Annotated in this window: 11 protein-coding genes; 6 read left to right on the forward strand and 5 right to left on the reverse strand. The window is 55.5% G+C overall.

The window, feature by feature from the left end:
• From WCX19_RS14460 to WCX19_RS14480, 5 genes are all read right to left on the reverse strand, one after another.
• Positions 1-506, reverse strand: a 506-nt coding sequence (locus tag WCX19_RS14460; protein ID WP_373009351.1) for an AAA family ATPase, incomplete at its 3' end; no start/stop codon positions are given.
• Positions 507-1,120: 614 nt separating this feature from the next.
• On the reverse strand, positions 1,121-1,990 hold the full coding sequence (locus tag WCX19_RS14465) for a (Fe-S)-binding protein (RefSeq protein WP_373009353.1): 870 nt from the start codon (positions 1,988-1,990) through the stop codon (positions 1,121-1,123).
• 6 nt (positions 1,991-1,996) lie between these two features.
• Complete coding sequence (locus WCX19_RS14470; protein WP_373009355.1) at positions 1,997-2,704, reverse strand: GTP-binding protein; 708 nt, start codon at positions 2,702-2,704, stop codon at positions 1,997-1,999.
• On the reverse strand, positions 2,701-3,483 hold the full coding sequence (locus WCX19_RS14475; protein ID WP_373009357.1) for an ATP-binding cassette domain-containing protein: 783 nt from the start codon (positions 3,481-3,483) through the stop codon (positions 2,701-2,703). Before WCX19_RS14475 ends, WCX19_RS14470 begins: the two co-directional genes overlap by 4 nt.
• A gap of 106 nt (positions 3,484-3,589) precedes the next feature.
• Positions 3,590-5,191, reverse strand: a complete 1,602-nt coding sequence (locus tag WCX19_RS14480) for a PKD domain-containing protein (protein ID WP_373009359.1) — start codon at positions 5,189-5,191, stop codon at positions 3,590-3,592.
• Positions 5,192-5,714: 523 nt separating this feature from the next.
• Here WCX19_RS14480 and WCX19_RS14485 point away from each other — a divergent pair.
• The 6 genes from WCX19_RS14485 to WCX19_RS14510 all read left to right on the forward strand — a co-directional run bounded on the left by WCX19_RS14485 (position 5,715) and on the right by WCX19_RS14510 (position 11,933).
• Positions 5,715-7,271 (forward strand): hypothetical protein, encoded by a 1,557-nt coding sequence (locus WCX19_RS14485; protein WP_373009361.1) that lies wholly within the window; start codon positions 5,715-5,717, stop codon positions 7,269-7,271.
• Between the two features lie 259 nt (positions 7,272-7,530).
• Positions 7,531-8,166 (forward strand): ABC transporter substrate-binding protein, encoded by a 636-nt coding sequence (locus tag WCX19_RS14490; protein ID WP_373009363.1) that lies wholly within the window; start codon positions 7,531-7,533, stop codon positions 8,164-8,166.
• Position 8,167: 1 nt separating this feature from the next.
• Positions 8,168-8,974 carry a hypothetical protein gene (locus tag WCX19_RS14495; protein WP_373009364.1) on the forward strand — a complete coding sequence of 269 codons (807 nt, stop codon included), beginning with the start codon at positions 8,168-8,170 and terminating at the stop codon, positions 8,972-8,974.
• A gap of 4 nt (positions 8,975-8,978) precedes the next feature.
• Positions 8,979-9,524, forward strand: a complete 546-nt coding sequence (locus tag WCX19_RS14500) for an ECF transporter S component (protein ID WP_373009366.1) — start codon at positions 8,979-8,981, stop codon at positions 9,522-9,524.
• On the forward strand, positions 9,511-11,079 hold the full coding sequence (locus WCX19_RS14505; RefSeq protein WP_373009368.1) for an ABC transporter ATP-binding protein: 1,569 nt from the start codon (positions 9,511-9,513) through the stop codon (positions 11,077-11,079). Before WCX19_RS14500 ends, WCX19_RS14505 begins: the two co-directional genes overlap by 14 nt.
• An 8-nt stretch (positions 11,080-11,087) precedes the next feature.
• Complete coding sequence (locus WCX19_RS14510; RefSeq protein ID WP_373009370.1) at positions 11,088-11,933, forward strand: energy-coupling factor transporter transmembrane protein EcfT; 846 nt, start codon at positions 11,088-11,090, stop codon at positions 11,931-11,933.
• Positions 11,934-12,270 lie beyond the last annotated feature (337 nt).

Consider the following 12,270-nt stretch of genomic DNA (forward strand, 5'->3'; position numbering starts at 1 on the left):
AGCGGGTACGTGCCCTCCGACTCGATCGGGTTCTCGGTCGCAAGCACAAAGAACGGCCGGGCAAGCGTGTGGGTCTCGCCCTGGATCGTGACCTGCCGTTCCTGCATCGCCTCTAAAAGAGCCGACTGGACCTTGGGCGGCGCCCGGTTGATCTCATCGGCGAGCACAAAGTGGGCAAAGACCGGCCCCTTGATCGTTGAAAAGGTCGAGTCCTTCTGGTTGTAGATCTTCGTCCCCATGATATCGGCAGGCAGGAGATCCGGGGTAAACTGGATCCGGACAAAACTACAGTCGATGCACTGCGAAAGCGTCCGGATCGTGAGCGTCTTTGCGATCCCCGGCACCCCTTCAAGGAGAACATGGCCGTCGGCACAGAGAGCGATCAGGAGACGATCGATCACGTCCCGCTGGCCGACAATCACGGTCTTCATCTCGTTGCGGAGTTCATCCAGCGTTTCTGCATAGGATTGTGCCTGAGTTGTCAGGCGGGTGATTTCTGCATCCATGTCGATACCTGATAGCGGATTTCCGTATATCGCCGGCATACATGATGGACCCGACCGCAAAAACACGTATCTTTCACCGTCTTTTTGGGATCCTGCCACTCAACCGGAAAAACCCGGTCAGTTCCGGCTTTGCATCTGGCAGTCTGTATGATCCCGGGGTTTTTAAACGATGAGTAAAATGCGTTCCTGCGGGAAAAAAGTCACTTCACCAGTAGTTTCCCCGGTTCTCTGGAACCGGTACCCCCTTATGCCCAAAGGCCGGTTCCAGCGGGGAATGTTGTGTGTGTTCTGTTCATGGCGGTTTTGTGCATTATCTAAAATCCAAAGGCTGTTTGCGAGGGACTTTCCCTAGACTCTCTATTCGGATAACGGATATCAATCGACCCATCTTTGGATCCGGTGTTCTTCATGGGATCGATACCGGATTTCCGGGAAGGGAATACGTTATCACAGGGACAGTTCTATGTAGAACAATAAATAATTAACTAAATTTGTGCGACTATGGGAAAAATAAAAAGAATACTGTTAACACCTCAAAGAGTGCTGATCGGGATCTGCATCTGAAAACGTGGAGATATTCCCGACCTGTTGAGCGTATTTCCGATATGAGACGGTCAATCCTCGTCGTTGTGCTGTGACCTGTCATGGTCGTGGCGGTGATGGCCGCCCCCGCCACCGCATCCCGGCCCGTGTTCCCGGCGATCGGGATCGCCATCCTTGCGGGATCGCTCCAGGACCGTGCCATCGGTGGTGTGGACTTCGATGCCGTCGATGAGAACCATTTTACTGGTACCGGAGGGATCCTGAATGGACACTGAATCACCGGGACGGATCGTGATGTCCTTGAGTTTCTCCCGTTTCCCGTGCATCTGGAGATCCTCGACCCGCACATGCGTCCCGAACGACTTGTTCAGCACCATCTGGACAACGCCCGAGTGAACCAGCTGGCGCATGCAGTTTGCCGGGAGAAATCTCATCCTGAACCCGACCACGGGTTCGTGCCGGACGATCTCGGCTACCCCTTCAAACCCGATCTCGTGGTATGCCCGGATATCAAAAACCTTCGTGCTCTTCCGGGCGACCGCCGGCCCGACCGTGTGGCAGGTAAGGATCCCGGTTACCGGGTCCACCGATATGACCCGAAGTACATGCTGGATCGGGCAGCTGGGTTCGACCGGCCGTCCCCGGAGGATATCTCCCGGCCCGATTCCCCACCGCTCCGTCAGGTCGGCCCGGAGCGGCTGGATATACCGGCGCGCGGAAGGCTCGTTTGGGAACGGTTTTATCACAAAATCGTAATCGAGCCCGAGGATATCCCGGCCCGAATGCACGGGGGACGCGAGTACCCCGTCTGCACCGGACCGGCGGGGGTAATACGGGCAGTCCAGGAGATCCTTTTTCCCCAGCCGGGCCTGGGAGAGAAAGGCGCTGCACGTTTTCATCCCGCAGGCCCCGCAGTTCCGGCCGGGCGGTTCCCACACCATGACCCTTCACTCTCCCCGGTAGAGATCGTCGGCGCTGTCCAGGGTCTTTAAGATCCCGAAGTGGTGCTGCCACCCAATCTCCTTTTTCCCGGCGCAGATAGTACAGACCGCAAGCGGCGGCATACCCCGGAGGACGATCTCGTCCGGGGCAGTGATATCGGGAACCGCCCGGATCGCCTTCATCAGGAACCGGAGCCCGGTTCCCTGCACGGCGTTTGTCTCGATGATATCCACATCAGGCGCCACTTCCCTTACCCGTTCCCGGAATACCTCCTTTTCTGCCTGTGAAATCAGGTCGATTTTTGTAACAACCGCCACATCGGCAAGGGCGATCATCGGCGCCATCTTGAGCGGGCTGTTTGTCCCGCCGACTGCGGAGAGCACGACAACGCCGAGGGCTTGCGTAGTATAGGGCGTGCAGCGGAGGCAGAGACCGGCACTTTCGACAATCAGGATCCCGGCCCCGAGATCGTCAGCCCAGGAGATTGCGTCCCGGAGGACAAGGATCCCGGTATGGTCGGGGCAGACATCCCCGGAGTAGACTTTCCGCGCGGGGATCCCGAACTCTGCCGATAACTCCTCGTCTTCAAATGCCCGCACGACATCGATCTTGAGAAAGGCGACCGCATGCTCCCCGGCAAGCTGCCGGATAATCTGGCGGATGACCGCCGTCTTCCCGGCGCTGGGCGGGCCGGCAAAAATAAGCAGTTTCATAATATCGGCACCTCCCCGTCAAGGAGTTCCCCGGCCCGGATCTTCTCCCGCATCCGGGAAAGGAACCCGTCCAGCTCGGAGATCCGGGCGAGGATCCTCTTCTCCCGCCCCCCTGGTTCAAGGATCGATTCTACCGCGCCGTTCCGCATCACGATACGACGGTCCGACAGGAGCGCGAGCAGCGGGTCGTGAGTCACAAAGAGGACGGCCTTGTTGTTTTTCTTTAAGGACGCAATCACATTCTCTTTGAAGATCCCGCCGCTCTCCACTTCATCGAGAAGGATAATTGGGGCGCTGCTCACCGCGACTGCATCTGCGATCAGGAGCGAACGGGTCTGCCCGCCGGAGAGCGAGGTCATCCGCATCTCCCCGCGTATCTTCTCTCCGGTGAATTCGTTTGCAAGCGCAATCGTTTCTGCCGTGCGGTTCTCGTCAGGGATCCTGCGGGCTTTCACATGCATCTCCAGGAACGCTTGGACCGTAAGATCCGCCAGGCACTTGGTGTTCTGGGTAATGAGGGCAATGGGTTTTTTTGCCGGGTCCCGCACCATCTCGTCCGGGGGTACTTCCCCGTTGACCAGGATCGTCCGTCCGGTCACCGTATCATTACAGGCAAACACTTCGATATCGTTGATGAACGCGGTCTTCCCGGAACCGGTCGGTCCGACAATCGAGATCATGTCCCCGGCATGAATCGTTATCTCCCCGAATGCTTCCCTGCTGCCGTCCCGTGCCTTTCCCGGAAGAACGGTTATTGTTGTAATGGTAAGAGGTTTCATATCACTTTCCCGATTAATCAGAGATCCGGCACCGGGAAACAGGGTCTTCATGAATACCCCTCAGTTTCAGGATTAAAACTCAAATTCCCGGCTCCGGGAATCCTGATTACATCTTTTTCCACAGGATCACCCCGGCTCCGACAACACCGACAACGATTAACGTATCCAGAAGGATCTCGGCAACTTTCGTCCCGAGCGGGGAATAGCCGCTTGTACCCTGCGGTGCAGGGGTCATTGTTGCAGCCCGGGCCGGGTCGACCGTCTGTTGTTGATCGGATCCGGAGGAATCCGCGCCGGTACCGGACTGGTCAGAGAATACCCACGTATCGCCGCTGGCTCCTGACGTGTCGACGACCCGTATAACATCCGGCAGGGTGCGGTTGAACACCATCCCCTCCGTAGTTTTCACCGTCAGTTTCACCGTGTAATTTCCGGTCTTCCCGAAAACGAACGCAGGGTTCTGATCGAAACTGTCCGGGACGTTGTCCCCGGTGAAGTCCCAAGCCCAGTTTGTAATATTCCCGATAGTCGAGGTATCCGTGAACTTTACGGTAAGCGGGGGGGCACCCGAGGTCACATCCGCAGTGAAATTGACCCCATTCCCAACGGAACTATTGCCCGGCCCGCCGATGTCACTACCAACTCCACCGGAAGAGCCTGACGAACTTCCCCCGGAACTGACCGTTATATACCCGGGTTGTGTCTTTAGCGCACTGAGCCCCTGACCATTTGCCGCAGTGAGGGTGACCGTATACGTACCCGGGGTCATGTAGGTATGTACCGGGTTCTGTTCGGTAGAGGTACCCTTGTCGCCAAAATCCCAGTACCAGGTCTTGACCGACTGAACGGTGGTATCGGTGAACTGAACCGTGAGTGGCGCTGTACCCGAGGTCACATTTGCGGTAAAACTGGTTTTCGGTGGATGATATACCGGGGAACTGCCAATAATGGTCGGGAACTCATCTGCCCGGTCGGAATAGTCCGTCCCAAGAACGGTATACCCGCTGCTTCCCGTCCCGACAAGCATATTCGTCCATGAAATTCCCTTTCCCTGGGTGGTGTTATCGTTCCAGGCGTACGTATTGAACGTGACAACCGTATCCAGGTTCTCGATGGTATAATCAACCTTAATCGCTCCCTTGTCCGTAAGAGAGGTAACATCGAGATCCCCGTTCGGGCCAATTGGTCCGGCCTTGAGATCCACGAACATCAGTTTCCACAGGTTGGTGGTATCAGTCGTATCCTCCCCATAATAAAGCGGGTAATCGGACGGTACATTATTCCCTGCAGGTTTCCAGGTCTGCGATCCGTAGACGAACTGGGATTTGGTAAACGTCGTGTCTACGGCACCGGAATGGTATGTTATCTGAGAAAGTTCAGGCTGGTGATTCTGTACCCCTGTCGGGGTCCATGAGTACCCGCTGGATTTTATGTGGATGGCAAAATTGCCGGAGTTTTTCCCTTTTACAGCAACGAGGAGAATGGCATCATCCTGGTATCCCCTGCCCCCGGTTTCCGTGATATAGAACGTACCGGACTGGGAAGTAGTGGTACTAACATCTCCATAATTCGGCGGAGTGGTTGAACTCGATGCAATATGGAGGGCATTGAGACCGCCGCCGCCTAATTGATCGAACTTAAAAAAATAATATCCGGTTGCCTGGTTTGCAAAGGCCAGATTGCTGACATCGCTTTTCGCCGGGAACACCCCAACGTCGTCTGCTGCTGCGGGCAGGACACAACATACAGTCAGAAACAGGACGAAAACTATGGTGGCCCATACCAATCTGTACTGAACTGCAGAATACCGATCGTTCATGGAGAGTTCCCGGGAATACACAAGATAATCATTTACAATTTATTCCTCTAAAAGGTAATCCTTTTTATTTTAACAGTATGCACATATATCCACTATGGTGCGATGGTTTCGGTCCCCTGAAAATACAGATTTCCGGTACCAGTCCCCAGGGGTGCATTTCCCGGATAAGGGGAGGCCGATTCGGAAAATCACCCGGAGACGGCGACTCTCGGGGCGCATAGGATAAGCCAGAATTAAAAAAAAAGCGAGACCGGGGATTTCTCCTGCTTTTATCGGGATGAAGAGCCAAAAGAGAACAAGGTGACGAATGAATGTGCGGTGTGGGTCCGGCAGGCCCTTTTTAGGGCTATCATGTCTCCTGCGACGGGGTTTATCCGGAGCAGGGCGAGTCCGGCGCATACGGACTCCGCACATGCGTCAATTAAAATTCTTCGCAGCGATGCTTTTTATCGTCGTTATTTTCTGCATATCGGCGGCCAGTGCCGGGGAAGTTACCCTCTCGACACCCCAGAGCGGATATTATGTCCTCGCCGGGGAAGAGGCTGTGATCCCTGTCACGATTGTAAGCACGTACGATCATGACATCACCGGGACCCTGAAACAGACAGAGATCCCGGTAAATTCCGGAAATACCGGATCCCGGGTCGCGAGCGTGCAGACCCGTGCCTTCTCGGCGTTCACCGAACAGCGCACCGTTTCCCTCCCTGTCGGGAGATCGGACATGCCGGCAGATTATCTCGTTACCATTTCGTTTGATTATCCGGAATCCGGGAGAAGAAGTTCCACCCTTGACGGTATTATTGTCCATTTTGTCACGAGCATTGAGGATGCCCCGAAAAACCAGGAATCTCTGGTCAGCAGCGACACGGAAAATCCTGTGTCAGGGACATCTTCTGCGGGTTCTGCCCCATCAGAAAAACCACAGGCCCAGAGCCCGGAAACTAAACTCCAGAATAACCAGATGTCACAGGATACATCGGCACTCCGTAACCAGCTTGCAGGAAAAAGCAACCAGTCAGAAAATGAGGAAAAAGAAAATGTGGAGGACGAACTGCGGGGGTACATTGTTGCAGATCCCCTCATCGCATCCATCAACCGTTCATTGACAGGCGCCGGTTTTGCACTTGGAAAAACCGACGTCTCCCCGGTTTCAAACAGTTCCGGGAGTTTTTTGCAGACGTATTCGTCCGGGACAAAGAACGCGATCATCACAGGGACGGTCCTCGGAACTCACGTTGTGTCTGCGGAAGAATCATCGTATAATCCAATTCCCCTGCCGGATGCGCTGCTGAAGAATGCTACATACTTTGAATACGGGAGCAGGATTGCAGAAAAGGGATTCATTTACAACCAGACCCGGATCAACGTAACCCCGGGCAGGCAAACCGTGGCTCTCACCTACGTAAATTCCCAGAGCCGTATGATCCATGTAACCGCAGTCCTCCAGAACGGGACGGTCGTTTCCGTTGAAGGGGATAACCCGGATGACCCTCTCGCATTTGCAGGTCCAGCCATTGCTCTCGCCTGTGTTCTCCTCATCTCTGCCGGAATCTGGTATCTTGCGCGGATTCGCCCGAAGGAGATTCACATTCTTCATGCAGAGATCCCTGAACCGGAACCCGCAGAATCCACCCGTGAGATTGCATTGCGCCTCCTGGATGAGGCCGAACGGGATGCGGCCCGTGGCGCCTGGCCGGAAGCATACCGGAAGACCGGCCGGGCGCTGCGGATCTTTCTCTCGCATGAAATTAGTCGTGGCGACGAACTCACGAGCCGGGAATTAGAACAACTCATGGGGACCTCATCGGGAAATACGGATACGATCAGAGAAATACTGAACCGGTGCCTGTATGTAGGGTTTGCAAAAGACACGCCAAAACCCGGGGAATTACAGCAAATGATCGGGTACTCCCGAAACCTTTTAACCGATGGTTTTGACGGGAAAGAGAATCAGGGTTTGAAAAGGTAGGTCCAGGCATAATAGCAAGAGACGTTTTTCTGCGGGGACAGAGCGTATTACGCAGATTTCCCGGCACTCTACCGTAGTTATCCCACCGAATCTTTCCCGCTTTTGGTAATTATAATTCACTAAACAATAAGCAAAAATTAAACAAAACTATAATTGTTGTCTTCCCCAGATTACTAATGAGCTGATCCAAACGATCTACATCTGTATTGACGATACCGATACCCTCACGGGACCCCGGGGAACCGGGAAACTGGCACGGATGATCGCCGACACCGTGGTCGCGGATTATCCCGTCTTCGGGGTCACCCGCCACCAGTTATATGTCCATCCCGATATCCCTTATACCTCGCACAACAGCAATGCCGTGATCCATGTACTGGCTGACGGAGATGAAGCGATGGATCATCTTTTCAAGGTGGCTGAAGAGGTCATGCTCGGCGATTTCCTGGAGGGCAGCGATCCCGGCCTTGCCGTGGCATCCACCGGTCAGATCACTTCCTCGCTCATTGCCTACGGCCAGGATGCAAAATGCACCATCCTCACTCAGGACCGGGCACGTACGCTCGCAAAAAACCTGCACATCCGGCTCAAGGGTCTCGGGGGCACCGAGGACGGCGTGATCGGCGCCATGGCAGGCCTCGGGCTTGCCTTTACGAAATGTGACGGGCGTTTCCTCCAGAAAGGGGATATCCGTACTATCCTCACATCGTGCACTGTGGAAAAACTCCTCCAGGCCGGCATCGACGAGGTCTGTTCTTTTGACGGCAGGCAGTTCCATGAAGGAACCGTATTTTTCCGGCCCGAAAAGCCGCCCCGCCCCTGCCCAATCAATGGAAAAACTGTTATCTTCGTCAAAGAAGACGGGGACCGGTTAATCGAAGACAAACGGGATTAACATGGAGTTTCGTACCCGGGTCGGGCTCGCACTGGTACTGCTCGGGTGTTTTCTGGGGGCAATGGTCGCGCTGGATGCGTTCGGAGAGACATTTTTCCCCCAGAATGCCCCGGTGGTCACCCCGGGAGCCCTCATCGACCAGGTCTTTACCCGGGCCGGGTTCCAGTACGGCCCGCAGACCTGGCGGCCCGGGTACAATCCTCTCGGGATCGATCCCGGACAGGACGTTCTCGACAATGAGTCCTGGTACCTGATGTATATCGACCTGAACGCAACGCCGGTGAGCGGCGACCCCAACGTGCGGAGGATCGGATCGGTCAGGCTGACCTACAATTTTACCGACCTTTCCGGCCGGGCCGTGTTTCACGTCTATGGTCTGACAACCGGTACCATCCCGACCCGGACAAACCGTCAGGTAGGCTACAACCATTGCGGTTTTATCGTTACCGGCAATGCCACTGCGGGTACTTCCATGCCCGCGGCAACCCCGCTTGCCATTTCAGGCATTCACCAGTATACTGTAGCGATTTCGAACAACCAGCAGGCGGATTACAATGGCCTGACCGCGACAACCCGCACATTCTCGTTCTACCCTCCTGCCGGGAGCGGTGAGGGGGCCCTTCACATCGCGTCCAGTCTCTTAAACAGGAGAGGGGATGTTACGGAAACACCAGACCCGAATGGATCGTTCTACGTTACTGCTACTGGTAACGATCCGGGTAACGACCTGCTCCTTCTGGTTGCCGTGGACCGCCCGCAGCCGGACGGGTTTAGCGTAAGAGTCCGGTCTGAATTCGTGAGGACGTGATGAAATGGCGATTAAAAAACCTTATTTTTCCCTGTATGAGATCGCCCTGCTCTCGCTCTGCGCCGCACTCATCGTCGTCCTGAATACAACATTTACCCTTCCGTTGAACATTCCCGGGCACACCGGTATCTACTGGGTCGTCCCTGTCATCATCGGCGTCGGGATCGTGAAAAAGCCGGGCGCAGGGACCTATATCGGTTTTGTCTCGGGAATCCTCGCTACCCTCTTCGGGTTAAATACCCTTCATTTCCTGAACCTCTTCATCTACCTCGCGATGGGAGGGATGATCGATCTTGTCGGCCTCCTCTTCTTCTACCGGCTGGATCACCCAGCGGTAGGGTTTATCGCAGGTGCGGCAGGAAACCTCGCAAAAATGGTGGTGAACTATCTCCTCCAGACGTTCCTTGGGATTCCGGCAGTTTTTATCATCATCGGGATCGGTACCGCGTCCATAACCCATTTCATCTTCGGGGGACTCGGGGGGATTGTTGCGGCCCTGGTACTCCACCGCCTCCTCAAAGCCGGGGTGATAACGCGTGACGAGACCTGATCCGGCGGTCATCATCCGTGATGTATCGTTCAGGTACCCCACAACCCTGTCAGGAAGGAGCGTCACCGCCCTCAATCATGTTAACCTTACCATTTATCCCGGCGAGTTCACCCTCATTACCGGGCCCAGCGGCTCCGGGAAATCCACGCTGGCCCGGTGCCTGAACGGTCTCATTCCCCATGCGACAAAAGGCGTCATGGAGGGAAATGTCATTGTCCAAGGGCGAAATACAAGAGACTATGACGTCCCAGAATTTGCCCCGCTGGTCGGGATGGTATTCCAGGATCCCGGGTACCAGCTGGTCACTGGCGATGTGGAGAGCGAGATCGCATTCGGGCTTGAGATCCAGAACCTTGCAGAACAGGAGATCCGGGCACGGCTGGATCGGACCATCGATCTCCTGCACATCGGGCACCTCATGGGCCGGCCCATCGGCGATCTTTCCTGGGGCGAACGGCAGCGCGTGGCAATCGCTTCGGTTATCGCTATCCAACCATCGATCCTGGTAATGGATGAACCGTTCTCCGGGATCGATGCATCCGCCGCACAGAATCTCGCAGGACTCCTTGCCGGGCTCAGGTCTCTCGGGACGACGGTCATCGTTTTTGAGCATCGTACCGCCTTCCTGCTCCCGGTAACCGATCGCGTCATTGTAATGCAGGCAGGAACGGTCCTGTCCGATGGAAAACCCGGCTTGTCCCAACCGCCATCCGGCATGGAAATTACCCTTTCAGAAAAAGGCAGTTCATCCGCTGCAAAAATTTTGTCTGCACGGGAAAATTCCCCGCACGTTGTCCCGGTTCCTCCCTGCGGAAAGACCCCTGCCCCTTCACTCTCGCTCCGGGATGTCTATTACCGGTATCCGGGGGCACGGACTTTTGCCCTTGAGGGAATCACCCTTGATTTCTATCCCGGTGAACTAACGGTCATCACCGGTGCGAATGGATCGGGGAAGACGACTCTCTTAAAGCACTGTAACGGCCTCATTCACCCGGATCGGGGGAGCGTGCTTCTCGGGACAGAACCCCTCGCCCAAAAGACCGTCGCTGACACGGCCCACGCCGTCGGCCTTCTCAACCAGCATGCCGATTACCAGCTTTTCGAGAGCACCATCACAGAAGAACTCGCATTCGGCCCCCGCAATCTCGGGAAGACCGAGGAGGAGATCGGGACGATCACAAGGGATGTGCGCCACCGGTGCTCGCTCGATCACATCGATCCTTCCACACCGCCCCTCGGCCTTTCAGGAGGGGAAAAACAGCGGGTCGCACTCGCGGGTATCCTCACGATGGACACTCCGGTCATCATCCTCGATGAACCGACGTTTGGCCTCGACGTGGGCCTGAAGAACACGTTCACCGGTTTTCTCCGGGCGTTGTGCGATGCCAAAAAAACGGTCATCGTCGCGACCCACGACGAGGAGTTCGGGACAGCCTGCGGGGACCGGTTTATCCGGATCTCGGCCGGTCGCATCGAGGCCGATTACCGGGACACGTCCCGATCAGTTTTTGGTGCGTATCCAGACGAAAGGGTAGCAAACCTTAAGGGGCGGTGATTTTTCCGGTGACTCCAGAAGCGCCACAACCGGACAACGAACGAAAACCAAAGAAACTCCGGCGGCTGGAGATCCTCCGGTTCAGTCCCGGGAACTCGTTTTTGCATCGCCTCGACCCCAGGACAAAACTCCTGGCCCTTGTTATCGTCAGTGTTATTGCCCTCCTGTTCAGCAGCCTTGCGGCCCTCGTCCTGCTCTTTTTCTTTGAGCTGCTCCTTGCCATCACCTCGGGCCTCGCGAAAAAATTCCTGCGTGCGCTCACCCTGGTCCTGCCCCTCTTTATCCTTGTTATCGTCCTGGACAGCTTTTTCTCGAAAGCATCGTCAGGCCCGGTATATTTCTCTGCCCAGATCGGTTTTCTCCATCCCGAAGTCACCCTGGCAGGAATGATTCTTGCCATAGCGATGGGCTTTAGGCTCCTCACGCTCGCCGGGATCTCGTTCCTCTTTATCATGACCACCTCGCACGACGATTTCATACGAAGTCTCAAGAACATGCGGGTTCCGCCCACGCTCTCCTTCTCCCTGGGGTACGCACTCCGGTCGACAACGTCCCTTACCGAAGATACCCGGCAGATCATGGATGCCCAGAGGTCCCGGGGTCTTGAACTTGACCGGGGAAATGCGATCAAAAACCGGAACAAACTTGCGGCACTCTTTATCCCGGTGACGGTGTCCCTGCTTAAACGTTCGAAAAATACAGCGGATGCCATGCAGGCCCGGGGGTTTCGCCAGTCCACGCCCCACTCCTGCTACAAATCGCAAAGATTCAGTCGGCCGGATGCACTCATGGGTATCATTCTCGTCGTGCTCATTATGATCCTGCTCGTAACGAACTGGTTTTTCTCGTTGTGACTTGTCAGGATTGTCTTACTGCCTGCCAGGAACATGAGGGAGAACGGGACTTTGGGGATTCGTGTATTTTTCTTATTCCCCTCAAAAATAAGATTACTTCCCGTTCTTTCTGAACAGGAAGATCGCACCGCACAGACCAAGGGCACCGAGAACCGGTAGCGCATCAAGTCCGGACCGTGGCGTATTGGTAGGCAGTGGCGGTATAGTAAATGTGTGAGATGGTGTAGCCGACGACGATACCGTAGTCTTCTGCTTTGTAGGCGCAAGTGTAGCCTGAGTGGGAGCAGGACCAGTATACCCCAAGTCGCTGGATGAAGGTTGTCCCCCGCCGACTGCC

Source organism: Methanoregula sp. (assembly GCF_041663825.1).
In the GTDB taxonomy this organism is placed as follows: Archaea; Halobacteriota; Methanomicrobia; order Methanomicrobiales; family Methanospirillaceae; genus Methanoregula.